The sequence below is a fragment of the Nocardiopsis sp. iso_237 genome, assembly GCF_056173345.1.
Genome location: NZ_CM149669.1, coordinates 2,085,035 through 2,109,439 on the forward strand (window position 1 = coordinate 2,085,035; position 24,405 = coordinate 2,109,439).

The window sequence follows — 24,405 nt, forward strand, 5'->3', positions numbered from 1 at the left end:
CCCACGAGGGGATCCACCACATGAGCTTCTGGCGCACCCTGCTCGGCCGCTCCGAACCGGTCAAGCCCGACCTCGACGCGCTGTTCGGCCTGCCCTCGGCCGCGCTCACCCTGCGGGCCGGGGTGGGCCTGACCCCCACGGGCTCGGGGTCGGTGGCCTTCCGCGCCGCCGAGGGCGCCGCCTTCGCGGACGTCGAACGCGACGTCACCGCGCTGCTCAACGCGGGGGAGGGGCCCTCGGTCGAACAGACCACCGACGACTACGGCTACACCTGGCTGGTGCTGCGCCCGGGCGCGGCCGAGGCCGCCGACGACGGCGGCGACCCCTCGGGCGGTGAACTCGTGGACACCGACATCACCGGCCTGGTCACCGACCTGCACGCGGTCAACTCGACCCTGGAGGTCAACGGGTACGGGCCCTCCCTGCTCTGCTCCCTGGTCGGTTTCACCGACTCCCGCGGCCGTTCCGTGGGCCTGGTCTACCTGTACAAGCGCGGCACCTTCTACCCGTTCGCGCCCCAGGGCGGCCAGCGCCGCGACAACGCGCTGGAGCTCCAGGTGGAGGCGGCCGTGGGGGACGACCTGCCGATGGAGAAGGACCGTTCCCGCTGGTTCCCGGTCTACGGCGCCCCGGGCCTCTGAGGCGGGGCCGTCCGGAGATGGCATCCGGGGCCGGGACAAATTACCCTTGGAGGTACGAGCACACCCGTGCGTCACCGAGGCCACACGTGCACCGTGCGGCCGAGGTGCCAGCGCGAACACAGCGGCCACACGACGGAATGCCACACCGGCCTCCGACGTTGGGACCCGTTGAAGAGGACTGGACCCGCCGACGCGGGCCGATCCGGTAAGCGACCGGGGTCGCCAGACGGCCGCAACCCCTTTCCAGAGGAGCTTTACAACATGACGGTTCAGAGCGAGGCCACCGCGCAGGGAGTCATCCTCACCGATGGTGCGGCCGACAAGGTTCGGACGCTCCTTGACCAGGAGGGCCGGGACGACCTGCGCCTGCGCGTGGGCGTCCAGCCCGGTGGTTGCTCGGGGCTGCGTTACCAGCTCTACTTCGACGAGCGCGACCTCGACGGCGACGTCATCGCCGACTTCGACGGTGTCGAGGTCGTCACCGACCGCCGCAGCGCCGCCTACCTCATCGGCGCCACCATCGACTTCGTGGACACCATCGAGAAGCAGGGGTTCACCATCGACAACCCCAACGCGACCGGCTCCTGCGCCTGCGGTGACTCCTTCAACTAGGAGTCCCCGGCTCCCCGAGGGAGCGCTCAGGTTCTCGGAACCACAGGGGGAGGGCGGACGCGGACGAGCGTTCGCCCTCCCCCTCTGGGTACCCTTGGCTGGTCCCGACGGGCACGTCCCCGGCATGCCCTGAACAGCTCGCCGGATCGTCCACGAGCGATCCACCTCGCCAGCAAGGAGCCCACGTCCCGTGCGTATCGCGGTTGCCGGATCCATCGCCACCGACCACCTGATGACCTTCCAGGGTCGGTTCGCAGAGCAGATCATCCCTGAGCAGATCCAGCAGTTGTCCCTCTCCTTCCTCATCGACGAGCTGGACGTTCGCCGCGGCGGCGTCGCGGCCAACATCTGTTTCGGCATGGGCGGGTTCGGTCTGAGCCCGGTCCTGGTCGGTGCCGCCGGCGCCGACTTCGAGGAGTACCGCTCCTGGCTCGACCGCCACGGCGTCGACACCTCGGCGGTGCACATCTCCGAGTTGCGTCACACCGCCCGGTTCGTCTGCACCACGGACCTGGACCAGAACCAGATCGCCTCCTTCTACACGGGCGCGATGGCCGAGGCCCGCAACATCGAGCTCCAGCCGATCTCCGACCGCGTCGGCGGCCTCGACCTCGTCCTGATCGGCGCCGACGACCCGGCGGCGATGGTCCGCCACAGCGAGGAGTGCCGGACCCGCTCCATCCCCTTCGCCGCCGACCCCTCCCAGCAGCTGGCCCGTATGGAGGGCCCGGAGGTGCGCACCCTCATCGAGGGCGCCGCCTTCCTGTTCACCAACGAGTACGAGAAGGCCCTGGCCGAGCAGAAGACCGGGTGGTCCGACGCCGAGATCCTGTCCCTCGTCGGCACGCGCGTGACCACCCTCGGGGCCAAGGGCGCCCGGATCGACCGCGAGGGCGAGCCGAGCGTCCACGTGCCCTCGGCGGCCGTGGACGAGCTCGTCGACCCCACCGGCATGGGCGACGCCTTCCGCGCCGGTTTCCTGTCCGCCCACTCCTGGGGCCTGTCCCTGGAGCGCGCGGCCCAGGTCGGCAACGCCACCGCCGTGCACTGCCTGGAGGCCGACGGCCCCCAGGAGTACACGCTGACCGGCGCCTCACTGCTGGAGCGTCTGGAGCGCTCCTACGGCGCCGAGGCCGCCGACGAGGTCCGCCCCTTCGTGTGACCCGGGTCCTCCCCGGCCGGAAAAGCACGCACTCTGGTCGGGGTGGTACCCCGGAGCCCGTAAAGTGGATGGCTGTGACCCGCACGGGGACTCCCCGTGCCCGCCCGGTGCGTTGAAACGCGTGCCGGGTCATTCGCCCGAACCGCTCGCGCCGGGTCACGCGCGGCGGTGGGGAACCCGCTTCCGACCCGCACCGCGGGACACCGGGGCTCGGGCGCCCTGAGCGCCTCCCAGATCTAGGCCAGCCTTACCTGGGATTCCCTGATTCACCCTGAAAGGACTTCGCATGCGCTACACCGGACCGAAGGTGCGGTTGTCCCGGCGCGCCGGCACCCCGCTGACCCGTAAGGCGGTCAGCTACTTCGAGAAGCGTCCGTACCCGCCCGGCGAGCACGGTCGTCGCGTCCGACGCAACAGCAGCGACTACGCCGTTCGGATGGCGGAGAAGCAGAAGGTGCGCTGGTACTACGACCTGACCGAGAAGCAGCTGGTCAGGATCTACGAGAACGCCAAGAAGCGTCCCGGCCGTACCGGTGAGGAGATGCTCGGCGAGCTCGAGCTGCGTCTGGCCACGGTCGTGCTGCGCGCCGGTCTGGCCGCCTCGATCTACGCCGCGCGTCAGTTCATCAACCACGGTCACATCACCGTGGACGGCAAGAAGGTCGACATCCCGTCGTACCAGGTCAAGCCGGGCCAGATCATCAGCGTTCGGGAGAAGTCCCGCTCGATGGTCCCGTTCGTCGAGGCCGCCGAGGGCATCCACGCCGACGACAAGATCGCCGGTTACCTCGCCGTGAGCCACAAGGACCTGCGCATCGCGGTCGTCGACCGCCCCAAGCGTGAGCAGATCCCCGTGCCCTTCGACGAGCAGCTCGTCGTCGAGTACTACGCTCGCTAGACGGTTCCCGCGGTCGCGGTTCCCCTCCTCGGGGGCGGAACCGCAGTGTGGGAGAGGCCGCGTGGACCCCGTGTCCGCGCGGCCTTCGCCTTGTCCGGTACCTCCCTCCTCCGGCCCCCGTCGGGGGGCAGAGGGAGGGGGATCGGGTACTCACGCCGCCCCCGGAAACCGGGCGGCGTGAATCGTTATCGCAACGGGACCGAAAGTCCGGTCCGGTGTTCCGGTCGCGTCGTCGGGGTCAGTACATCCGCCGGATGTGAAAAGCGCTACCCCGCGCCAGCGGCCGCTCGACGACGAACTCGTGCATCTTCATCCGACACCAGGACGGTATGTCCGCGCTCGCCGCGGGATCGTCCGCGGTGACCGCGATGACCGCCCCGATAGGCACTTCGTGCAGTCGGGCGGCCAGCATGATGATCGGGATCGGGCACTTGAGCCCCACCGCCTCCACGGTGACCAGAGGCTGCTGCGCAGTCGGTCGCTCGGGCACGTCCACCCCCATTCGGTTGTCGTCCTGTGGCCCAATCTTGACCCGGCGCGCGCCAAAAGGCGCACCCGGTTAAGGGTGTCGTAAACCCAGCGATACGCTCGCCTTGGCCTCGTCCCGCGATCGCGCGCACCACCGCCCCGAACGGAGATGCGCACGTGAGCGAACGAGGGCCCGGGGGATCGCCGGGCCGCGCCTCGTAGCCAGCCGGGAGGACCTCCCTCGGGGGCGACCTGGCCCGGCTCCGTGGGGCCGCCGAACGTTTCGAGAGGGCGCGTCTGGCAACACGCTGACCAGGCAAGCCCATGAACGGCACGCTGGGCGGTTCGCGATAATGTTTCCCCCTGACAAGCTTTGGATACTTAGGCCGCCCGTGGAGAATCCACGGGCTTCACCGCTGGGAAGGCAATCCGTGAGTCCGACCCGCCAAAAAAATCGGCGCTCAACTCTGCGCCGATGGGCACCACGCGGCGCCGCGCTCGCCGTGCTGGGGCTGGCCGCGACCGGCTGCGCGTCGAACGATCTCACTCGTTTGGGCATGCCGGAGCCGATCACCGAGCAGGCCGAGCGTGTTCTCTCGCTCTGGCAGGGCTCGTGGGTGGCGGCGTTCGCGGTCGGCGTCCTTGTGTGGGGACTGTTCATCTGGACAATCCTCTTCCACCGCAAGCGCTCTGAGCAGTTGCCGCCGCAGGTGCGGTACAACATGCCCATCGAAGCGCTGTACACCGTTCTGCCGATCGTCGTCATCTCGGTGCTCTTCTTCTTCACCGCGCGAGACCAGGCCTACCTGCTCGACACCGAAGAGCCCGCCGACGTCCACGTAGAGGTCGTGGCCTTCCAATGGGCCTGGCAGTTCAACTACATGGACGACACCAAGGAGAACGGTGGCGACGTGCTCTTCTCCGAGGTTGGTATCCCCAACCCGGACGGCACCGCCAACCGTGACACCCAGACGACCCTGGTCCTCCCCGAGGGCGCGGTCGTCCACTTCGACCTCCACTCTCCCGACGTCATCCACTCCTTCTGGATCCCGTCCTTCGGGTTCAAGATGGACGTCGTCCCGGGCCGTGACAACTCCTTCCAGGTCAACCTCAATGAAGGTTCCGAGGGCGAGTACGTCGGGCGTTGCGCCGAGCTGTGCGGTGTGGACCACACCCGCATGCTCTTCAACGTCGAGGTCCTCCCGCAGGACGAGTACGACGCCTGGGCCGCCGAGCAGGAGACCAAGGCCGCGGAGGCTGCGGAGGCCGACGAGGCCGCTGCTCTGGAAGCCGCCGAAGCCGCCGAGTCCGAGGGCGCCGCGACCGACGACGCCGAGGGCACGGGTGCCGACGGCACCGACGCTGAGGGCACGGGCGCCGAGGCGACCGAGTCCGAGGAGAATGACGAGTAAATGACCACGACGGCAACCGAACCCCGCACTGACGGTCAGGCACCGTCACGCAAAGGGTCGATCATCGTCAACTGGCTGACGTCGACCGACCACAAGGTCATCGGGTACATGTACCTGATCACCTCCTTCGCGTTCTTCCTCTTCGGAGGAGTGCTGGCGCTCCTGATGCGCCTGGAGCTGTTCACCCCGGGCATGCAGTACATGTCCAACGAGCAGTTCAACCAGCTCTTCACGATGCACGGCACGATCATGCTGCTGATGTTCGCGACCCCGCTGTTCGTCGGGTTCTCGAACATCCTCATGCCGTTGCAGATCGGCGCCCCCGATGTGGCCTTCCCCAGGATCAACCTGTTCGGCTACTACCTGTTCCTCTTCGGCAGCCTCATCGCGATCAGCGGCTTCCTGACCCCGGGCGGCGCGGCCAGCTTCGGCTGGTTCGCCTACACCCCGCTCTCCGACGCGGTCCGCTCGCCGGGCCTCGGCGGTGACCTGTGGATCCTGGGTCTGGCCGTCTCCGGTCTGGGCACGATCCTCGGTGCGGTCAACTTCATCACCACCGGCCTGTGCATGCGCGCGCCCGGTATGACGATGTTCCGCATGCCGATCTTCACCTGGAACACCCTGCTCACCAGCGTCCTGGTGCTCATCGCGTTCCCGGTCCTGACCGCCGCGCTGATCGCCCTGGGCGCCGACCGCATGGTCGGTACGCAGGTCTTCAACGCCGAGCACGGTGGCGCCATCCTGTGGCAGCACCTGTTCTGGTTCTTCGGCCACCCCGAGGTGTACATCATCGCGCTGCCGTTCTTCGGCATCGCGACGGAGATCCTCCCGGTCTTCAGCCGCAAGCCGATCTTCGGCTACAAGAGCCTGGTGGCGGCGACCATCGCCATCGCCGGCCTGTCCGTGACCGTGTGGGCCCACCACATGTTCCCGACCGGCGCCGTGCTCCTGCCCTTCTTCTCGTTCATGACGTTCCTCATCGCGGTTCCGACCGGTGTGAAGTTCTTCAACTGGATCGGGACGATGTGGCGCGGGCAGCTCACCTTCGAGACGCCGATGCTGTTCACGATCGGCTTCCTGGTCACCTTCCTCTTCGGTGGTCTGACCGGTGTGCTGCTGGCCTCGCCGCCGATCGACTTCCACGTCACCGACTCCTACTTCGTGGTGGCGCACTTCCACTACGTGGTGTTCGGCACCGTGGTGTTCGCGATGTTCGCGGGCTTCTACTTCTGGTGGCCCAAGTTCACCGGGCGGATGCTCAACGAGAAGCTGGGCAAGTTCCACTTCTGGCTGCTCTTCCTGGGCTTCCACGGCACGTTCCTGGTGCAGCACTGGCTGGGCGCGATGGGCTTCCCGCGTCGTTACGCGGACTACCTGGCCACGGACGGCTTCACCGAGCTGAACCAGATCTCCTCGATCTCGTCGTTCGTGCTGGCCGCCTCGACGCTGATCTTCTTCTGGAACATCTACGTCACCGCGAAGAAGGCGCCGCTGGTCACCGTGGACGACCCGTGGGGCTACGGCTGCTCGCTGGAGTGGGCCACCTCGTGCCCGCCGCCGCGACACAACTTCACGTCGCTGCCCCGCATCCGGTCCGAGCGTCCGGCCTTCGACCTCAACCACCCGCACGCGGCCGCACCCGGTGCCGTCGCCGCCGGTGCCGAGAAGAAGTAGGGGGTAGAGCACATGAAGATGCAGGCCTACCTGTTCATGGGTATCTCGACCTTCTTCGGTCTGGCCGCCGCGCTGTACATCTACTGGTCCCTCCTGGAGACCGGTGAGATCGAGTGGGCGGGTACCACCGCCCTCGTGGTCTCCATCGGCTTCGGCTGGATGATCGGCTTCTGGCTCTGGCAGTCGGCCCGCCACAGCGAGCACCACCACGGCCTCCCGGCCGAGGAGCGGCTCGACGGCGAGATCGCCGAGAACGCCGGCGAGTACGGGTTCTTCAGCCCGCACAGCTGGTGGCCGATGTTCGTCGCGATGGCCGTCGCCTTCACGGCGGTCGGCGTGGCGATCGGCTGGTGGATGGTGTTCATCGGCTTCTTCGCCGTCATCCTCACCTCGCTGGGCTGGGTCTTCGAGTACTACCGCAAGGAGTTCCAGCACTGACGTGCGCACCCCGCAGGGTCGTCACTCTTCGAGAGATGACCACTACGCGGGGTAGGATGTGCGTGTCACCGCCCCGGTGGCCGGACCGGTCGTCCCAGACGACCTCCGGGCACCGGGGTACTCTTTTTCGGTGACCCCCACGTGACGACTGCTCCGCAGGTCACGACGCATCCAGGCCCTGTCGGCGTCGCGCCGGTGCGCTCGCTCCGCTCGCGTCCGGGCCCCGTACGGACGCTGGAGGTCCTTGGCGTGAAGCGACGAACCGCCCCTTCCCGAACGGCCGCGGCGGCGGCAGTCCTCGTGATCCTCGCGTCGGCGTGCACCTCCGGGGGAGGGGACGGTCCCGGGGGCACCTCGGCCCCCGAGGAGGTCGAGCGGGGGCCGGAGGTGGCGATCACCCCCGCGCCGGGCGCCACCGGGGTCCCGCCGAACACCCCGGTCCGGGTCGAGGCCGTGGACGGGGCCATCACCGACGTGCGGATCGAGCAGAGCACCGAGGACGGGGCCGCCTCCGGGGACACCGCCGAGGAGGGCGGACAGGGCCAGGAGGCCGAGGACCCCTTCCCCGTCACGGGCACGCTCAACGAGGCCGGGGACGCCTGGGTCAGTGACTGGAACCTGCGTCCCGGGGCCTCCGTCAGTGTCGTGGTAACCGCCGCCGACGAGGAGGGGGAGGAGTCCGAGGTGGTCTCGGAGTTCACCACCCTGGAGTCGGAGCCCGGTCACCGCCTCGAACTCGCCTCCAACTTCCCGAGCAGCGGTGACGTGGTCGGGGTGGGCATGCCCGTCATCGTCAACTTCGACGTGCCCGTCACCAACAAGGCGCAGGTGGAGAACTCCATCCAGGTCACGGCCGAGGAGGAGACCGAGGGCGCCTGGAACTGGGTCACCGACGAGATGGCGGTCTTCCGGCCCAAGGAGTACTGGGACCCCTACCAGCAGGTCACCGTGGACCTCAGACTCGCGGGGGTGGAGTCCTCCGAGGGGGTCTACGGCGTGGAGAACCACCGCATCGAGTTCGAGGTGGGGCGCGAGCTGGTCTCCACGATGCACGTCCCCGACCACGAGATGAGCGTGTCGATCGACGGCGAGACCGTCCGCACCATCCCGGTCAGCAACGGGTCCGCCGACGAGCGCTTCAACACCACGACCTCCGGGACCCACCTGACCATGGAGAAGTACCAGTCGCTGGTCATGGACTCCGCGACCGTGGGCATCCCGGAGGGGTCGCCCGGCTACTACCGGCTGGACGTGGACTGGGCGGTCCGCACCTCCAACAGCGGCGAGTTCACCCACGCCGCCCCCTGGAACGCGGGGAACCTCGGCGGCGCCAACACCTCCAACGGCTGCACGAACATGTCCGTGGAGGACGCCCGCTGGTACCACAACCAGACGCTCATGGGCGACATCCTGGAGACCACCGGCACCGACCGCGACCTGGAGTGGGACAACGGGTGGGGCTTCTACCAGCGCTCCTGGGAGGAGTGGCTGTCCCACAGCGTCACCGGTGAGCCCCAGAGCACGGACGGCTCCGGCACCCCCGGGTCCGTCCACGGCGAGGGCCTCTAGGAGGCAGGGCGTCGGCGCGGAGGGCGTCCGGTCAGTCCCGGACCGGCTCCGCGCCGCTGAGAAGGCCGTCCAGGCGTTCGAGGGTGCGGTCCCAGGACCACTCGGCGGCCACCCACTCCCGGCCGCGTGCGCCCATCTGGGCGGCGCGGTCGGGGTCCCTCAGGAGCCGGATGAGGGCCCGGGCGGTCGGTCCGGGCGCCGACCCGTCGACCACGTGCCCCGTCTCGCCCTCCAGGACCGCGTCCGGGGCGCCGCCGGAGGCCCCGGCGACCACCGGCAGTCCGGTGGCGGACGCCTCCAGGTAGACCATGCCCAGGCCCTCCACGTCCAGACCGCCCCGGCGGGTGCGGCAGGGCATGGCGAAGACGTCGCCGGCGTCGTAGTGGGCGGGGAGCCGGTCGGCGGGGACGGGACCGGTGAAGCGCACCGAGTCCGTGCCGCTGGCCGCCGAGCGCAGCCGGGGCGCGAGGGGGCCGTCCCCGACGAACAGCAGGACCGCGTCGGGCACGTCGGCCAGCACGCGGGGCCAGGCCCGCAGCAGGGTGTCCTGTCCCTTGCGCGGCACCATCCGGGACACGCACACGACCACCGGGCGCGAACCCAGGCCCAGCTCCCGGCGGACCTCCTCGCCGCCGGAGCCGGGACGGAAGCGCTCGGTGTCCACCCCGGGGGCCAGACGCCGCATCCGGGCGGTGGCGGCGGGGGAGAGTGAGCGGGCCAGCCGCCTCCGGGTGTACTCGCCCAGGTAGGTGACGGTGTCGACGCCGTCACCGATCCGCCGCAGCGCCGAACTCGCTCCGGGGACCACGGTCCAGCCGGTCTCGTGTCCGTGGGTGAGCGCCACCTGGCGCCGCACCCGGGAGCGCAGCCCGGCGGCGAGCAGGCCCAGGGGGGCGGCGGCCCCGTAGAGCACGGAGTCGCACTCCTCCATCTCCGCGATGACCCGGGACCGCCGGGCCACCCCCGGCGTGGGGAGCAGTACCGAGGCCGAGTCGCGCACGACGGGGAACGGCTGGTGCAGGTCGAAGTACGGGTCGGCGCGCAGGTCCTCGGCGGCGGGGGAGGAGCAGTAGACCAGCACCGACCCCGGGGGGCGGCGGCGGGCCAGCTCGTGCACGAAGGACTCGATCCCGCCCGGGCGCGGAGGGAAGTCGTTGGTGATGATCAGGGTTCGCGACACCTGAGCGAGTCTAGGCGCCCGGACACGGGAAGGGCCCCTGGGAAACGGGGTGGTTTCCCAGGGGCCCCTCCGCCGGTCGTCCGGCCGCGGGTGCGCGGTGGCGTGTCCTAGGGCCGGACCGCCGCGACGAAGTTGGACCGGTAGTAGTCGCTCAGCTGCACCGTACCGATGGGGCGGGCGGACGTGGAGGCGTGCACCATCACGCCGTCGCCCGCGTACAGACCCACGTGGCTCGGGTTGGGGCCGTAGAAGAAGATCAGGTCACCGGGCTGCATGTTCTCCCAGGAGACGCGCTGACCGGCGTTGATCTGGTCGTAGGTGGTGCGCGGCAGGTTCACGCCCGCCTGGGCCCAGGCGGCCTGGGTCAGGCCGGAGCAGTCGTACCCGTTGGGTCCGGTGCCGCCCCAGACGTAGGGCTTGCCGACCTGCTGGTAGGCGAAGCTCAGCACGGTCTGGGCGTTGCCGGTGGCCGGGCCGGTGTAGTCGGCGCCGCCGCCCCCTCCACTGCTGCTGCCGCCTCCACCGCCACCGCCGCCGGTCTCTGTGCTGACGTTCTCGGTGGCGGCGGCCTGTTCCTCGGCGGTCAGCTCGGACAGGATCTCCTCCTGCTCGCTGATCGCCTCCTCCGCCGCCTCCGTGGCCTCCTCGGCCTCGTCCAGGGCGTCGGCCGCGGCCTCCTCGGTGGACTCGGCCTCGCCGCGCAGGCCCTCCAGGTGTTCGAGCTCCTCCAGGTACTGGGCGAGGCTCTCCTGGTGCTGCTCGGACAGGTAGGTGAGGTCGGCCTGGTGCTCCAGGGCCTCCTCGGGGCCGGTGGCCCCGATCAGCTGGGCGGGAGAGGTCAGGTCCACGCCCGTGTAGGTGGTGTTGGCCAGGGCGCGTACGCCGCCGCTGAGCGAGTCGACCTTCTTCTCGGCGGTCTCGATGTCGGAGAGGATGCCGTCGAGCTTCTCCTCGGCCGCCTCGTGGGTCTCCTTGGCCTCGTTGAAGGTCGCGTTGAGCTCGATGAACTCCTCTTCGAGGCGTTCGATCTCCTCCTGGACGTCCTCGGACGTGGGCTCGGCGTGGGCCACGGCGGCGGGGAGGAGGAAGGCACCGACGGCGAGGGAGGCGATGACCGCGGTTCGACGTTGGCGTTCGCCACGGGATGCAGACACTGAAACACCTTTCTCCCCTTGTCCCAGGCGATACGGGGAACAAGGGACTGCACCGGGTGGGGAACCTCGGGCCAGAGAGGGTGGCCGAAACGGTGTGGGGGTGTGCCCGACCCGGGCGCGGCTGTCACCACCGGGGGGGTGGTGAATGAGGAGCAACCGCGCTCGGCGTCGAACACTAGTGCATCGCTCGGGGGGCTCTCAACTGTTTCGTGACATTCCGCTGGAAGGCGAGGAGTGTCCGAAATCAGGGTTCCTGACCCTAAAGGGGGATCGGTGGGACGGGCGTGGGCCGACGCACACGAGAGGCCGCCGTCCCGGCGGGGACGGCGGCCTCACGGGTCACGCGTGGATCAGGGCCGGACGGCGAACTGGAACTGACCGCCCCAGTAGGCGGCCAGGCCGACGACCTCCAGGTTGCGGCCGCTGCTCGGGGCGTGGACCATCTGCCCGTTCCCGGCGTAGAGGCCGTTGTGCCCCAGGTCGCCGAAGAAGAACAGGATGTCGCCCGGCTGGACGGCGCTCATGTCGTAGATGCGGGTGCCCACGTCGGCCTGCCCGTACGTGGTGCGGGGCAGGTCGACTCCGGCCGCGCGCCAGGACGCCTGGACCAGGCCGGAGCAGTCGTACCCGTTGGGGCCGGTGCCGCCCCACACGTAGGGGAGCCCCACCTTGGAGTAGGCGAAGTCCAGGGCCGACGAGGCGTTGCCGCTGCCCCCGTGGCTCTGGCCGCCGCTGTCGTCGCCGCCCTCGGCCGAGGCGTCGGAGTCGGGGAACTGCGCCAGGATCTCCTGCTGCTCCTCGATCTTCTCCTCGACGTCGTCCTTGGCCTCCTCGGCCTCGTCCTTGGCCTTCTCGGCCTCCTCGAGGGCCTTCTCGGCCTCGTCCTTGAGCGCGAACAGGCGCTCGGCGGACTCCCCGAAGTCGTCCAGCTGGGTCTGCTGGGTGTCCGACAGGTAGTTGAGGTCCGCGTTCTGCTCCAGCAGCGCCTCGGGGCCGTCGGAGGTCAGGACGTTGGCGGTGGAGTTGAGGTCGCCGCCCTGGTAGGTGGCGCTGGCGAACTGCTGGACCTTCTCCCGCAGCCCGTCGTAGCGCTCCTGCTCGTCACCGACCTGGCCGTCGAGCTCGTCGTACGCGGCCTTGGCCGCGTCGTAGTCCTCTTCGGCCTGGTTGAAGTTCTCGACCGCTGTGGAGGCTTCCTGGTTCAGCTCCTCGATGCGGTCCTCGACCTCCTCCTGGGTCGGCTCCGCGTGGGCGATGCCGGGGGCGAGGAAGGTACCGGCGGCGACCACGCCGAGACCGGTCGTAGCGATTCGGCGAGCCGTACGCCGACCACCGGGGTTCTTCATGGCGGTCCACGCTCCTTGAGGTTGGGAAGTCCGCACGGGGTGCTGGGAGACTGAAGGATCAGGGGGCCCGCGTGTGGGAACGGGCCTCACGAGAGTGTGCGGGTCCCGGCCGGTGTGGGGAGGCGCAAGGGTGGCCTACTGTCCGACGGGGCACTCACGTTCCTGCAAGAACCTAGCGGAAGGGCCTGCGCGCCTCAACCACGGCACCGTGACTATCGTGCCGGGGACCCCGGCCGCACCGGCCCGCCGGGCCCGGACCGGCCAGGTGGGAGGGGGAGGGGCGCCGGGCCCGGCGCGCCCACGCGCGTGGTGAGGCTCTCAGCCGGGGGGACGGCGGAGGCGGCGCACCGGGGCCCGGGTCCGCTCAGGAGTGGGCCTCCAGGTGGCGCAGGAAGACCACGGAGGGCACGGCGCGCGCCCCCGCCCGCCTGACGGCGGTGACGATCTCCTTGTCGGAGGTGACCACCGCGATCGGTCGGCCGGGCGGCTCGGCCCGCACCAGACGCACGATCAGCGCGTCGGCGGTCTCCCCGGGAGCGCTGAAGAGCACGCGCACCCGGCGGCTGGTCGTCACCGGCGGCGCCTCCACGTCGGCGCCGTCGAAGACGCAGGTGATCTCCGCCTTGGTCCGGCTCGCCAGTCCCTCCAGGGAGGTGAGCAGCCGCGTGCGCTGGTCGGCCAGCGGCAGGGTCCCGTACCCGGTCTTGGTGACGTTGTAGCCGTCCAGCAGCAGGTGCACCCGGGGGACCGTCAGCAGGTGCTCCAGCAGACCGGGGGCGTCGTCGGGCAGACCGCCCAGCGACACCCGGCGGTGCTCCTCCTGGGCCTCCGCCACCAGGTCGGCGGGGCTGTCCAGGGACGTCGGCAGCGCGAGCTCCCGGCGCAGACCGTGGGAGGCGTCCACCAGCACGTCCAGCAGTACCCTCAACCGGGCCTCGTCGGCGTTGCGGCCGGTGCGCACCGCGCGGCGGGCGTTCTCCACCTGGGCCTCGGCGTCCGCCAGGCGCGACCGCAGCCTGCGGTTCTCCACCTCCAGAGCGCTGACCTGGCTCTCGTTCTCGTGCCGCCGGTCGGCGGTCTCCGTCACCGCCCGCTCGGCCTCGGCCACCGCCTTCCGCGCCCGCTGGCGCTCGTTGTGCACCTTGCGGCGCAGCTCCGCGATCTCGGTGCGCTGCGCACCGATCTGCCCGCGCAGCCGCTCCAGCTCCGCCTGGTGCCCCTGCTGGGTCTCCTCCAGGCGTCGGCGGACGTCGTCGAGGGCCTCGGCGGCCTCGCCCACCTCCCGGGCGCTGGTCTGGCGCTCCAGCTCCTCGTGGACGCCCTCGATGATCTCCGGCCACCCCTTGGGGCGCAGGAGGTAGGCGCTGGCGGCCACCGCCACCGGGTCGGCGGCGGGCGGCACCACCCCGGCGCGCATGCCCTCGGCCAGCTCGGGCCAGACCTGCTCGACCCGCGCGGCGACCAGGTCCCGGAACCCGGGGTCGTTCTCCAACTGCGCGGCGATCTGCGGTCCGGCCAGCCGTGCCCGGCGACGGGGCTCGAACTTGGCGACCCGGCGCAGCACCGGGGGGAGGTCGGAGGCGCGCATGCCGCCGAGCACGTCGGACCCGTACTCGACGACCCGGGCGCGTACCGGCTCGGGCAGGGGACGGCGCAGCCGCTCCCCGCCCTCCTCCGAGGGCGCCGACGCCTCGTGCGCCTTCTGGTCCAGTGCGTCAGGGGCGCGGTCACGGCCCTCGTCACCGGTGCCGCCCGTGTCCGGGCGGGCGCTCATGCCCGACCCGTCGGGCTCTCCGCCGATGCGTCGGAGACCGACGAGTCGGCGTCAGGACGGGGGACGATCTCCACGCTGTCGGTGGCGCCGCACCAGCGGCACCTCACCCGCTCGACCGTCTCGGAGAGCACCGTGCGCTCCTCGACCGCGCCGACGCCGGACAGCTCCTGATGCACGAAGTCCTGGGAGCGGACGGTCCGGGTCACGTCGAACCGCGTGAGGTTCCCGCACCCGGTGCATCGCCAACGCTCACTGTCACCCGGCATCGCGATCCCCACGGTTCCTCCTTGCGTCGTGCTTCACGGGGCGGCGGCCTCTGCCGTCCCACGACCCACATCTTTCCATGTCGGGCGGGTCTGACCGTAGCCCGGAGGTGTTTGGTCGTGGGCCCCGACTACCCTGACCGCGTGGTTCGACAGTCAGCGGCGCCCGAGGGCGTCCAAACCAGCATCGGGGACCTGGGCACGCCGCTGGCCGGGGTGTCCTTCGTCGTCGTCGACCTGGAGACCACCGGGACCAGCGCCTCCCGCTCCCGGATCACCGAGATCGGCGCGGTCCGCGTCCGCGACGGACGGGTGACCGACGAGTTCACCACGCTGGTCGACCCGGGCGTGCTCATCCCGGCCAACATCACCCTGCTGACCGGCATCACCCAGTCGATGGTGGCCACCGCCCCGCCCATCACCCGGGCGCTGCCGGACCTGCTGGCCTTCCTGGCCGCCGAACCCGACACCGTGCTGGTGGCGCACAACGCCGCCTTCGACACCGGCTTCCTCAAGGCCGCCTGCGAGCGCGAGGGCGTCGAGTGGCCCGGCTACCCGGTCGTGGACACCCTGCGCCTGGCCCGGGCGGTCCTGGTCCGGCCCGAGGTCCACAACCACCGCCTGGGCACCCTGGCCGCCTACTTCGGCGCCCCGACCACCCCCAACCACCGGGCCCTGGACGACGCCCGCGCCACCGTCGACGTGCTCAACGGCCTGTTGGCCCGGCTCGCGCCGCTGGGCGTGACCAGCCTGGAGGAGCTGCGCGCGGTCAACAAGCCCCCCAGCCGCGCCCAGCGGGCCCGCCGCCACCTCGCTGAGGACCTGCCCGAACGCCCCGGCGTGTACGTGTTCACCGACGCCCGGGGCGAGAGCCTGTACGTCGGCAAGAGCAACAACCTGCGCCGCCGGGTCGCCACCTACTTCACCGCCGCCGAGTCCCGCAGGCGCATCCGGGAGATGGCCGGGCTGGTCGAGGGGGTGACGCCCATCGTGTGCACCACCGAACTGGAGGCGTCCGTCCGCGAGCTGCGCATCATCGCGGAGCGCAAACCGCCGTTCAACCGCCGCTCCCGCAACCCCGAGCGCGCCGCCTGGGTCACGCTCACCCCCGGCCCCCTGCCGCGCCTGTCCGTGGTGCGGGTGATCAAGGACGACGGCGCCCCCTACCTGGGCCCCTACCCCTCAACCCGGGCGGCCGAGGAGGCCCGGGAGGCGATCCTGCACGCGCTCCCGCTGCGCCAGTGCACCCACACGTTCACCGTCGAGGAGGTGCGCGGTGGCGGGCGGAGCACGGGGGACACCCACCGCAGGGTGGCCCCCAGCGGGGTGAAGCCGTGCGTCCTCGCCCAACTGGGACGGTGCGGCGCCCCCTGCGACGGAACGGAGTCGCTGGCCGACTACACCGCGCACGCCGACGCGGCCCGCACCGCGATGACCGGCGACCCCGCGGTGGTCGTGGACGCGATCACCGGGCGCATCGGTGAACTCTCCGCCGACCTCCGCTACGAGGAGGCGGCGGCGCTGCGCGACCGCCTCTCCGCCTTCCTGCGCGGGGCCCGCCGCGCCCAGCGCCTCGCCGCGATCGCCGCCGTCCCGCACCTGGTCGCCACCGGACCGGGGGCCACCGGGTGGGAGACCGTGGTGGTCCGCCACGGCCGACTGGCCGCCAGCGCCGTCCTGCGCCCCGGCACCGACCCCACCGCCTTCCTGCACTCCCTCACCGCCACCGCCGAGCGCGTCCCGGCGGGGTTCGGCCCCGTCCCCAACGCCACCGCGGGGGAGACGGAGCTGCTCCTGGACTGGCTCGAACGCCCCGGGACCCGGCTGGTCGAGATGGAAGGTGAGTGGACATGCCCGTTGCGGAGCGCCGAAGCGCACACCGGGATGACACACTGGGCGCATGGCCGCGCTTCCGCTCAATGACGACTACCCCGTCCGACGCGCACCCGTCGTCGCCTTCGGACTGATCGCGGTCAACGTCCTCGTCTACCTCGTCTCGCCCCAGTCGGCCACCGCCGTCTGGTACCCGGCGGACGCGGTCGGCCGCTACTGCGCGATCGACGACTACTTCATGCGCTGGGGAGCCATCCCCGACGAACTGCTGGGCCGGGTCGACCTGGCCGGACCGCTGAGCCCCACGTGCGAGGGGATCACGGGCAAGTCCGTCTGGTTCTCCGTGTTCAGCTCGATGTTCCTGCACGCGGGCGCGATGCACCTGCTCGGGAACATGGTCTACCTGTTCGTCTTCGGGCCGGTCGTCGAGGACCGCATCGGCAAGCTCCGCTTCCTCGCCCTCTACCTGGGCACCGGGATCGTGGCCGCCCTCGGCTTCGCCCTGGTCGACTCCGACGGCACCGTCCCGATGGTCGGCGCCTCCGGGGCGATCTCGGGCGTCCTCGGCGCCTACCTGGTGGTGCAGTTCCGTAGCAGGGTCACCACACTGGTGTTCGGCGTCATCCCGATGCGTCTGCCCGGGTGGGCCGTGGTGGGAAGCTACTTCGCACTTCAGTATCTTCTCTACGTCACATCCTCGACCGCCCCTGGCGCTGGCACCAACGTGGCCTACGCGGCACACGTCTACGGGTTCATCGCGGGGGTGATCGCGGGACTGGTGGTGCACCGGTTGCGCTGGCGCTCGGGGACACGGCTCTCCGACGCCTACTAGCGCCCGGCGCCGCGTCCCGCACCGAACCGCCCAGGAGGCACAGTGATCACCGCGATCGTCATGATCAAGGCCGACGTCCACCGCATCCCCGAGGTCGCCGAGGCGATCGCCGCGATCGAGGGGGTCAGCGAGGTCTACTCCGTCACCGGCGGGGTGGACCTGATCGCCATGGTCCGGGTACGCCGCCACGAGGACCTCGCCGACGTGATCCCCGGCCACGTCAACAAGGTCCCCGGCGTGATCTCCTCCGACACCCACATCTCGTTCCAGACCTACTCCAAGCACGACCTGGAGTCGGCCTTCGCCATCGGCTGGTAGCCGGGCGGGGCCGGTCGCCGCCTCCGGGACCGGCCCCGGAAGGCCCTACAGGGTCTTGGCCAGTCCCTGGCTGGTCTCCACCCAGGAGGCCAGGCGGCGCTCGGCCGCACCGCTGTCCACGGCCTCGGCGGCCCGGGCGTACCCCGCGCGCACCGCGTCGGTCAGGGAGTCGCCCACCCCGTCCACGGCGGCCAGCGCGGCACCGGCGTTGAGCAGCACGGCGTCGCGCACCGGGCCCGGGCGTCCCGCGACCAGGTCCCGCACCGCCTGCGCGTTGAACTCCACGTCCCCGCCGCGCAGGGCGTCCGGTCCCGACCGCGCGATGCCCAGGTCGGCCGGGTCCAGGCGCTCGCGCCGCGCCCGACCGCCCTCGACCACCCAGACCGTGGACGTGGTGGCCGTCGTCAGTTCGTCCAGGCCGTCGTCGCCCCGGAACACCAGCGCGGAGGAGCCCCGGCGGGCGAACACCCCGGCGATGACCTCGCACATGCGCTCGTCGAACACGCCGATCGCGGAGGCGGTCGGCTGGGCGGGGTTGGTCAGCGGACCCAGGAAGTTGAAGACGGTCGGCACCGCGAGCTCGCGGCGCGGCTTGGCGGCGTACCGCAGCGAGGGGTGGAAGAGCGGGGCGAAGCAGAAGGTGACGCCCGCCTCCCGGGCCACCCGCACGGTCAGCTCCGGCGGCAGGTCCAGGACCACGCCGAGCCGTTCCAACACGTCGGCGGTGCCGCACGAGGAGGAGGCCGCCCGGTTGCCGTGCTTGACCACGCGCGCGCCCGCGGCCGAGGCGACGATCGCCGCCATCGTGGACACGTTCACCGTGTGGGCCCGGTCGCCGCCGGTCCCGACGATGTCCAGGGTCGGGCCCTCGACACTGATCCGGACCGCGTTGTCGAGCATGCCCTGGGCCAGACCGGTCACCTCGGACACGCTCTCGCCCTTGGCGCGCAGGGCCACGGCGAAGCCCGCGATCTGCGCGTCGGTGGCCGAGCCCGACATGATCTCGTGCATCGCCCACGCGGTGTCGGCGGCGCTGAGGGAGACCCCGCCCAACAGGGCGGTGATCAGGTTGGACCAGGTCCGCTCCGCCACGGCGGAGGCGGCCTGGTCGGGTTCGGGTGTGACGTGGACGTTCATGTACTGGGACTCCTGGGAGAACGGGCGGAGGAGCCGGGGCGGGCGCACGGGCCCGCCCCCTCAACGGCTCCGGGGGACAGGGAGGGGCGTGGCGTGGCCACGCCATCGCCCGATGTCGGCGCCGTGGTTGAGGGCTCCGCCCACCACGATGCGACGGCGCAGGTCCCTGTCGCCGTTCGTCCTGTCGGTCATCTCGTCACACCCCACGGGTTCAGCCGCTGAGCGCCGCGACGCGCTGGCGCATGAGCTCGGCCAGCGACTCGGCCAGCGCGACCGGGTCGATCGGGTGGCTCACCACCTGGTCGGCCTGCGACCAGGTCGCCAGCCAGCCGTCGTCTCGCCGGCCCACCAGCAGGAGCACCGGCGGGCAGCGGTAGATCTCGTCCTTGACCTGGCGGCACAGGCCCATCCCGCCGGTGGGGGCCGCCTCGCCGTCGAAGACGGCCACGTCGACGCGCTCGGCCGGGTCCTTGGACTCCAGCTTGCGCAGGACGCCGGGCGCGGTCGCGCACTCGACGAACTCGACCTTGGGGACATCGGCGGCGGGGCGGCGGCCGATGGCCGTCCGCACCTGCTCGCGGGTGTCCGCCTTGTCGCTGTAGACCAGCACGCGCATCCTGGCACCCGTGTCCGTACCGCTGACCACCATCGCGCAACCGTCCCATCGCGTCTGACCGCGGCCGCCGCCGTGGGGGGTGCGACCGTGGCGTTCGTTGGCTCTCTGCCTATGACTGTATTGCCTCGGGGCCGCCCGGCCCCTGGGGGAGCCTGCGGACCGGTGAAGGGGTTGAGACCTTCGACACCACAGGATGCCAGGGTCGCACGGGCCCGCGCTAACCCGCCCCGGGCGCGGCGTTGTCCAACAGTGACCGTTTCGATACCTTGGCGTTGGCTGGAGGCGGTTGAAGCGCCTTCCGGCCGGGTACGGATCGCCTCAACCGCGCCGGATCGCGCTTTTGAGCGCTGGCGGGCGGCCCTGAGGCCGACACTGGGTGGGCGGGCGGCTACAGTAACGCCGGAGTCACGGTGCGAGCGCCGTCCAGGGCCGTAAGACCGGTCGATACCGGGACCGATCCGCCTCCTTACGGGGGGTCGAGTACGGACCTTCGCGAGAAGCCGTAATAATGCTCCCGTGGCGACAGCAACCGCGAACCCAAAATCAGCAACCGCATCAGCTCATGGTGTGGCAAAGCGTCCTGACCTGGTGAGTGTTGGCACCATCGTTTGGCTTGCCAACGAACTCATGTTCTTCGCCGCGCTGTTCGCGATGTACTTCACCATCCGATCGGTGACCAACGGGAACCCCGAGCTCGGCGAGTGGGCGGACGTCCACCTCAACGTGCCCTGGGCCTCGACGATCACCATCGTCCTGGTGGCCTCCAGCTTCACCGCGCAGTTCGGCGTCTGGGCCGCGGAGCGCGGCGACGTCAAGAAGCTGCGCATGTGGTTCTTCATCACGTTCTTCATGGGCCTGTTCTTCATCCTTGGACAGGCGTATGAGTACTACGAGCTCATCTTCCACGAGGGCCTGACTCTCCAGTCGAGCGCCTACGGGTCGATGTTCTACCTGACCACGGGCTTCCACGGACTCCACGTCATCGGTGGTTTGATCGCGTTCCTCATCATGCTGGGACGCACGTACGCCGCGAAGCGCTTCACTCACCAGCAGGCGACCAGTGCGATCGTCGTGTCCTACTACTGGCACTTCGTCGACGTCGTCTGGGTCGCTTTGTTCGTAACCATCTACTTCATCCAGTAACCCGAAACGGGGAAACCGTGAAATGGATTACCGCGCGGCGACGGCATCCCCTGGCGGGGTATGTCGTCGTCATCCTCGCGCTAGCCCTGTTCGGGGTGGGGTACGCCGGACTGGCCCCCACCTCGGACCAGGCGCAGGCGCAGACCCTTGCCGCTGAGGCGCCGTCCGCGGACGACGTGGACATCGCCCAGGGCAAGACCATCTTCGACCAGACCTGTGCCTCCTGCCACGGCCTGGACGGTTCGGGTTCCGCCCTGAACGGTCCCGACCTCCGCGAGGTCGGCCCCGCGGCCCTGGACTTCCAGGTCAGCACCGGTCGTATGCCGTCGATGGACCCGGACAGCCAGATGCCGCGCAAGCCGATGGCCATGTCCGAGCAGGATCTGGCGGACCTGATCGCGTACTACAACGCGCAGATCAGGACCAACGGTGCCGGAGCCGAGGTGCCCACCGAGGTGCCCGACGCCGCTCCGCAGCGTGCCGACTTCGACGACGAGAAGGCCTACGAAGAGGCCCTCTCCGAGTACGAGGACGAGTACGACGCCTACATCGAGGGCGCCAGCAACACCGACATGGGCATGAAGCTCTACCTGACCAACTGTGCGCACTGCCACAGCTGGTCCGGTGGCGGCGGCGCCCTCACCGACGGCCGTTGGGCCCCCCAGATCCATGACTCGTCTCCGCGTGAGATCTACGAGGCCATGGTCAGCGGGCCCGGCGCCATGCCGATGTTCAGCGACGGCGCCATCTCCCCCGAGGAGAAGCAGGAGCTCATCTCCTACGTCAAGACGCTCCAGGCGGAACCCAACGCCGGCGGCATCTTCGACCTGGACCGAGTCGGCCAGGTGGCTGAGGGCTTCATCGGGTGGACCGTCGGTCTCTCCCTGATCATCGCCTGCGCGATCTGGATCACCGCGAAGCAGCGTGCCCATGACTGAGAACAACAACGACAACAACCCGGGGGACGACGCCAAGGAGCGCGTCGTCGGCACCCCGACGGACACCACCGACGTGGTGTCCGAGACCTCCGCCAAGGCTGAGAGCGAGCACAACGGGCCGTACCTGGCCTCGGAGACTCACCAGCACTCGGAGGAGAAGCAGCGCCGCGGCGAGAAGCTCGCCTCGGTGTGGTTCATCATCGCCTTCCTCGGCGGTATGGGTTTCATCGTCTCGTACTTCCTGTTCCCGCCCACGGCGGCGGGACCCGCGATCGCCGACCCGCAGATCGGCCAGTACTCGAACATGCTGCTTGGTGGAACGCTCACCATCGCCATGTTCGGTATCGGCGCCGGTATGACGGTCTGGGCGCGCAACGTGATGCCGCACTACGAGGTGGCGTCGCCGTACGAGGACCTCCCCTCCAACCCGGAGGAGAAGGGCTCGTTCAGCGACTTCTTCATGAAGAGCGCGGACGAGAGCGGCTTCACCAAGCGTCCGCTGATGCGCCGTACGCTCATCGCGGCCATGCTGCCGCTGGGCATCGCGCCGATCGTGCTGCTGCGCGACACCGGCCCCCTGCCGGGCGAGCAGATGAAGAAGACCCCGTGGGTCGACGGCATGCACATGTACGTCGAGGGCACCCACCGCAAGATCAGGGCCGAGGACCTGGAGAACGACCCGTACGGGATGATCTCCGCCCTCCCCGCCCTGGACGACGACCGGTACCCGCACGGGATCAGCCTCACCGACCAGGCCAAGTCCGTCATCCTGCTCATCAAGATGCCGGAGGACGACTGGAAGGGCGGGATGAACGACGCGGTCCGCGAGGGCAGCGACGAGACCCGCCTCAACTGGACCCACGAGGGCATCGTGGCGTACTCGAAGATCTGCACGCACGTGGGTTGCCCCGCCGCGCTCTACGAGCGCACCACGCACCGCATCCTGTGCCCGTGCCACCAGTCGACGTTCGACGCCTCGGACGGCGCCAAGGTGGTCTTCGGTCCCGCGCACCGTCCCCTGCCCCAGCTGCCGATCGGCGTCGACGACGAGGGCTACCTCATCGCCAAGGGCGACTTCAACGAGCCGACCGGGCCGACGTTCTGGGAATACAGGAAGGACTAGTCGATGAGTAAGACCACGCAAGCTCCCAAGGCGCTGCGCGGCGTCGGAAACTTCATCGACGACCGCTTCCACCTGGCCAAGACCGGTGAGAAGAACCTTCGCAAGGTCTTCCCGAACCACTGGTCGTTCATGCTGGGCGAGATCGCGCTGTACTCGTTCATCATCCTGCTCGTCAGCGGTGTGTTCCTCACGCTGTGGTTCAAGCCGAGCATGATCGAGGTCGTCTACGACGGCTCCTACGAGCGCCTCCAGGGCGTTCCCATGAGTGAGGCGTTCGCCTCGACCCTCTACATCGACTTCGACGTCCGTGGCGGGTTCCTCGTTCGACAGATCCACCACTGGGCCGCGCTGATCTTCGTGGCCTCGCTGGTGGTGCACGCGCTCCGCGTGTTCTTCACCGGCGCGTTCCGCAAGCCGCGTGAGATCAACTGGCTCATCGGTGTCGCCATCTTCACCCTGGCCATGGTCGAGGGCCTCTTCGGCTACTCGCTGCCGGACGACCTGCCCTCGGGCATGGGTGTCCGCATCCTCCAGGGCGTGATGCTGGCGCTGCCGCTGGTCGGCTCGTACGTGTCGATGTTCCTCTTCGGCGGGGAGTTCCCCGGCGAGGACATCATCACGCGCCTGTACATGTTGCACGTGCTGCTGATCCCGGCCCTGCTGCTGGGGCTCATCGTCGCGCACTTCATGATCCTCTGGCACCAGAAGCACACGCAGTATCCAGGGCAGGGCCGAACCGACAAGACCGTGGTGGGAACACCCATGTTCCCGGCGTTCGCGGTCAAGGCGGGCGGGTTCTTCTTCTTCACGTTCGCCGTGATCGCCGGTCTGAGCGCGTTCGTGCAGATCAACCCGATCCACCTGTTCGGTCCGTTCACTCCGACGTCCATCACCTCCGGTCTCCAGCCGGACTGGTACATGGGCTTCATGGAGGGTTCGCTGCGTATCTTCCCGAACACCCTGGACTTCACGATCCCGATCGGCGCCGGCTACCCGGTCATGACGGCGGTCCTGGTCCCGGGTCTGGTGGTACCGGGCCTGATCTTCGGCGCCATGGGCGCCTGGCCCTTCGTGGAGCAGTGGATCACCGGCGACAAGCGGGCCCACAACGTCGCGGACCGTCCTCGCAACGCCCCGGTCCGCACCGGTCTCGGTGTCGCGGGCATCGTCTTCTACGGTGTGCTCTGGCTCGCCGGGTCGAACGACATCCTGTCGGAGACCTTCTCGATCGACCTGTACCTGACCACGTACATCTTCCGTGTGCTGGTCATCGCCGGTCCGATCGTGGGCTACATCGTGACCAAGCGGATCTGCCTCGGTCTCCAGCGCCGTGACCGGGAGACCCTGGAGCACGGTTACGAGAGCGGCATCATCCAGCAGCTGCCCAGCGGTGAGTTCATCGAGGTTCACAAGGAGAACTCCGACGAGACCACCCACGTGCTGGAGAGCAAGCCGGTCATCACCTCGACCGCTCTGGAAGAGGACGCGACCGACGACAACGGCGTGGAGAACCCGGCGGCCCGCAAGCCGACGGGCAAGCTGCGCCGCGCGCTCGCCCACTGGTACACGAAGGACAACGTGTCCTTCGAGGGCGTGGAGGCCCACACCGGCCACCACCTGCACCACTCCTCTCACGGGGACGACAAGGCCCACTAGGGTCCACCTGTCGCACGACGGACCCGGCCGCATCGCGCGGCCGGGTCCGTCGTGTTTCCACCGGAGGTGCCCCGTGTTCTCCGCCGGAGGCGCCGGGCGCGCCGCTCAGAGGCGTGTGGCGGGGCGCGGAGGGCGGTCGCGCGGCCCGGGTGTGGGCCCGCCGCTCCGGGGCCGTCAGCGCACGACGAAGGGGGCCGACCGCGCGTGGCGGTCGGCCC

The 24,405-nt window shown here is 70.0% G+C and carries 24 protein-coding genes; 15 read left to right on the forward strand and 9 right to left on the reverse strand.

Annotated elements, in window-relative coordinates; genetic code table 11:
- The first annotated feature begins 20 nt into the window (after positions 1-20).
- The 4 genes from pspAB (at position 21) to rpsD (ending at position 3,313) form a co-directional block, all read left to right on the forward strand.
- A complete protein-coding gene (gene pspAB, locus AC0VYM_RS09410; RefSeq protein WP_475461140.1) occupies positions 21-641 on the forward strand; it encodes a PspA-associated protein PspAB in 621 nt (206 codons plus the stop codon).
- A 261-nt stretch (positions 642-902) separates the two neighbouring features.
- Positions 903-1,253 (forward strand): HesB/IscA family protein, encoded by a 351-nt coding sequence (locus AC0VYM_RS09415; RefSeq protein ID WP_378742598.1) that lies wholly within the window; start codon positions 903-905, stop codon positions 1,251-1,253.
- 190 nt (positions 1,254-1,443) lie between these two features.
- Complete coding sequence (locus AC0VYM_RS09420; protein WP_475461142.1) at positions 1,444-2,415, forward strand: carbohydrate kinase family protein; 972 nt, start codon at positions 1,444-1,446, stop codon at positions 2,413-2,415.
- Between the two features lie 286 nt (positions 2,416-2,701).
- A complete protein-coding gene (gene rpsD / locus AC0VYM_RS09425) occupies positions 2,702-3,313 on the forward strand; it encodes a 30S ribosomal protein S4 (RefSeq protein ID WP_017546511.1) in 612 nt (203 codons plus the stop codon).
- A gap of 238 nt (positions 3,314-3,551) precedes the next feature.
- Here rpsD and AC0VYM_RS09430 read toward each other — a convergent pair whose 3' ends face one another.
- Complete coding sequence (locus AC0VYM_RS09430; protein ID WP_475461146.1) at positions 3,552-3,809, reverse strand: sulfurtransferase TusA family protein; 258 nt, start codon at positions 3,807-3,809, stop codon at positions 3,552-3,554.
- Positions 3,810-4,212: 403 nt separating this feature from the next.
- Between AC0VYM_RS09430 and ctaC the strand changes: the two genes are divergently transcribed.
- The 4 genes from ctaC (at position 4,213) to AC0VYM_RS09450 (ending at position 8,874) form a co-directional block, all read left to right on the forward strand.
- Positions 4,213-5,193 (forward strand): aa3-type cytochrome oxidase subunit II, encoded by a 981-nt coding sequence (gene ctaC / locus AC0VYM_RS09435; protein ID WP_475461149.1) that lies wholly within the window; start codon positions 4,213-4,215, stop codon positions 5,191-5,193.
- Complete coding sequence (gene ctaD, locus AC0VYM_RS09440) at positions 5,194-6,867, forward strand: aa3-type cytochrome oxidase subunit I (protein WP_475461152.1); 1,674 nt, start codon at positions 5,194-5,196, stop codon at positions 6,865-6,867. It abuts the gene before it with no gap.
- A 12-nt stretch (positions 6,868-6,879) separates the two neighbouring features.
- Complete coding sequence (locus AC0VYM_RS09445) at positions 6,880-7,305, forward strand: cytochrome c oxidase subunit 4 (RefSeq protein WP_357768088.1); 426 nt, start codon at positions 6,880-6,882, stop codon at positions 7,303-7,305.
- A gap of 249 nt (positions 7,306-7,554) precedes the next feature.
- Positions 7,555-8,874, forward strand: a complete 1,320-nt coding sequence (locus AC0VYM_RS09450) for a L,D-transpeptidase (RefSeq protein WP_475461156.1) — start codon at positions 7,555-7,557, stop codon at positions 8,872-8,874.
- 31 nt (positions 8,875-8,905) lie between these two features.
- Here the strand turns inward: AC0VYM_RS09450 and AC0VYM_RS09455 are convergent, their stop codons facing one another.
- The 5 genes from AC0VYM_RS09455 to AC0VYM_RS09475 all read right to left on the reverse strand — a co-directional run bounded on the left by AC0VYM_RS09455 (position 8,906) and on the right by AC0VYM_RS09475 (position 14,606).
- Complete coding sequence (locus tag AC0VYM_RS09455) at positions 8,906-10,054, reverse strand: glycosyltransferase family 4 protein (protein WP_475461159.1); 1,149 nt, start codon at positions 10,052-10,054, stop codon at positions 8,906-8,908.
- A gap of 107 nt (positions 10,055-10,161) precedes the next feature.
- The gene (locus tag AC0VYM_RS09460; protein WP_475461161.1) at positions 10,162-11,208 is read right to left on the reverse strand and encodes a C40 family peptidase; all 1,047 of its coding nucleotides are present in this window, start codon (positions 11,206-11,208) and stop codon (positions 10,162-10,164) included.
- Between the two features lie 350 nt (positions 11,209-11,558).
- Positions 11,559-12,554: a C40 family peptidase gene (locus AC0VYM_RS09465; protein WP_475461164.1), complete on the reverse strand. Its 996-nt coding sequence runs from the start codon at positions 12,552-12,554 to the stop codon at positions 11,559-11,561.
- A 364-nt stretch (positions 12,555-12,918) separates the two neighbouring features.
- Complete coding sequence (locus AC0VYM_RS09470; protein WP_475461167.1) at positions 12,919-14,328, reverse strand: NYN domain-containing protein; 1,410 nt, start codon at positions 14,326-14,328, stop codon at positions 12,919-12,921.
- On the reverse strand, positions 14,325-14,606 hold the full coding sequence (locus AC0VYM_RS09475) for a hypothetical protein (protein WP_475461170.1): 282 nt from the start codon (positions 14,604-14,606) through the stop codon (positions 14,325-14,327). Before AC0VYM_RS09475 ends, AC0VYM_RS09470 begins: the two co-directional genes overlap by 4 nt.
- Before the next feature lie 129 nt (positions 14,607-14,735).
- Here AC0VYM_RS09475 and AC0VYM_RS09480 point away from each other — a divergent pair, with 129 nt between their 5' ends.
- The 3 genes from AC0VYM_RS09480 to AC0VYM_RS09490 are packed head-to-tail and all read left to right on the forward strand — an operon-like array spanning position 14,736 to position 17,574.
- Positions 14,736-16,514 (forward strand): DEDD exonuclease domain-containing protein, encoded by a 1,779-nt coding sequence (locus AC0VYM_RS09480; RefSeq protein WP_475461173.1) that lies wholly within the window; start codon positions 14,736-14,738, stop codon positions 16,512-16,514.
- Entirely contained in the window at positions 16,492-17,256 is a 765-nt protein-coding gene (locus tag AC0VYM_RS09485) for a rhomboid family intramembrane serine protease (protein ID WP_475461175.1), read from the forward strand. Before AC0VYM_RS09480 ends, AC0VYM_RS09485 begins: the two co-directional genes overlap by 23 nt.
- Positions 17,257-17,298: 42 nt before the next feature.
- Positions 17,299-17,574, forward strand: coding sequence for an Lrp/AsnC family transcriptional regulator (locus AC0VYM_RS09490; protein WP_475461178.1), 276 nt, complete (start codon positions 17,299-17,301; stop codon positions 17,572-17,574).
- 45 nt (positions 17,575-17,619) lie between these two features.
- On the opposite strand, the gene trpD is transcribed toward AC0VYM_RS09490, so the two are convergent.
- The 3 genes from trpD to AC0VYM_RS09505 are packed head-to-tail and all read right to left on the reverse strand — an operon-like array spanning position 17,620 to position 19,360.
- Positions 17,620-18,711 (reverse strand): anthranilate phosphoribosyltransferase, encoded by a 1,092-nt coding sequence (gene trpD / locus AC0VYM_RS09495; protein WP_475461180.1) that lies wholly within the window; start codon positions 18,709-18,711, stop codon positions 17,620-17,622.
- Positions 18,712-18,771: 60 nt separating this feature from the next.
- Complete coding sequence (locus AC0VYM_RS09500; RefSeq protein ID WP_475461183.1) at positions 18,772-18,903, reverse strand: hypothetical protein; 132 nt, start codon at positions 18,901-18,903, stop codon at positions 18,772-18,774.
- 19 nt (positions 18,904-18,922) lie between these two features.
- Positions 18,923-19,360 (reverse strand): hypothetical protein, encoded by a 438-nt coding sequence (locus AC0VYM_RS09505; RefSeq protein WP_475461184.1) that lies wholly within the window; start codon positions 19,358-19,360, stop codon positions 18,923-18,925.
- A gap of 534 nt (positions 19,361-19,894) precedes the next feature.
- Between AC0VYM_RS09505 and ctaE the strand changes: the two genes are divergently transcribed.
- The 4 genes from ctaE to qcrB are packed head-to-tail and all read left to right on the forward strand — an operon-like array spanning position 19,895 to position 24,187.
- Positions 19,895-20,470 carry an aa3-type cytochrome oxidase subunit III gene (ctaE, locus tag AC0VYM_RS09510; protein ID WP_378742560.1) on the forward strand — a complete coding sequence of 192 codons (576 nt, stop codon included), beginning with the start codon at positions 19,895-19,897 and terminating at the stop codon, positions 20,468-20,470.
- A 17-nt stretch (positions 20,471-20,487) separates the two neighbouring features.
- Complete coding sequence (gene qcrC / locus AC0VYM_RS09515) at positions 20,488-21,408, forward strand: cytochrome bc1 complex diheme cytochrome c subunit (RefSeq protein ID WP_475461187.1); 921 nt, start codon at positions 20,488-20,490, stop codon at positions 21,406-21,408.
- Positions 21,401-22,531, forward strand: coding sequence for a cytochrome bc1 complex Rieske iron-sulfur subunit (qcrA, locus tag AC0VYM_RS09520; protein WP_475461189.1), 1,131 nt, complete (start codon positions 21,401-21,403; stop codon positions 22,529-22,531). Before qcrC ends, qcrA begins: the two co-directional genes overlap by 8 nt.
- 3 nt (positions 22,532-22,534) lie before the next feature.
- Positions 22,535-24,187 (forward strand): cytochrome bc1 complex cytochrome b subunit, encoded by a 1,653-nt coding sequence (gene qcrB, locus AC0VYM_RS09525; RefSeq protein WP_475461191.1) that lies wholly within the window; start codon positions 22,535-22,537, stop codon positions 24,185-24,187.
- The last annotated feature ends 218 nt before the right edge of the window (positions 24,188-24,405 follow it).

What these genes read in the sequence shown, in the direction of transcription:
- AC0VYM_RS09485 (WP_475461175.1), top strand. Translation starts at nt 16,492, where the DNA reads ATGGCCGCGCTTCCGCTCAATGACGACTACCCCGTCCGACGCGCACCC.
- AC0VYM_RS09505 (WP_475461184.1), bottom strand. Translation starts at nt 19,360, where the DNA reads ATGGTGGTCAGCGGTACGGACACGGGTGCCAGGATGCGCGTGCTGGTC.
- AC0VYM_RS09415 (WP_378742598.1), top strand. Translation starts at nt 903, where the DNA reads ATGACGGTTCAGAGCGAGGCCACCGCGCAGGGAGTCATCCTCACCGAT.
- AC0VYM_RS09470 (WP_475461167.1), bottom strand. Translation starts at nt 14,328, where the DNA reads ATGAGCGCCCGCCCGGACACGGGCGGCACCGGTGACGAGGGCCGTGAC.
- AC0VYM_RS09500 (WP_475461183.1), bottom strand. Translation starts at nt 18,903, where the DNA reads ATGACCGACAGGACGAACGGCGACAGGGACCTGCGCCGTCGCATCGTG.
- qcrA (WP_475461189.1), top strand. Translation starts at nt 21,401, where the DNA reads ATGACTGAGAACAACAACGACAACAACCCGGGGGACGACGCCAAGGAG.
- pspAB (WP_475461140.1), top strand. Translation starts at nt 21, where the DNA reads ATGAGCTTCTGGCGCACCCTGCTCGGCCGCTCCGAACCGGTCAAGCCC.
- rpsD (WP_017546511.1), top strand. Translation starts at nt 2,702, where the DNA reads ATGCGCTACACCGGACCGAAGGTGCGGTTGTCCCGGCGCGCCGGCACC.
- ctaD (WP_475461152.1), top strand. Translation starts at nt 5,194, where the DNA reads ATGACCACGACGGCAACCGAACCCCGCACTGACGGTCAGGCACCGTCA.
- AC0VYM_RS09465 (WP_475461164.1), bottom strand. Translation starts at nt 12,554, where the DNA reads ATGAAGAACCCCGGTGGTCGGCGTACGGCTCGCCGAATCGCTACGACC.
- trpD (WP_475461180.1), bottom strand. Translation starts at nt 18,711, where the DNA reads ATGAACGTCCACGTCACACCCGAACCCGACCAGGCCGCCTCCGCCGTG.
- AC0VYM_RS09445 (WP_357768088.1), top strand. Translation starts at nt 6,880, where the DNA reads ATGAAGATGCAGGCCTACCTGTTCATGGGTATCTCGACCTTCTTCGGT.
- qcrB (WP_475461191.1), top strand. Translation starts at nt 22,535, where the DNA reads ATGAGTAAGACCACGCAAGCTCCCAAGGCGCTGCGCGGCGTCGGAAAC.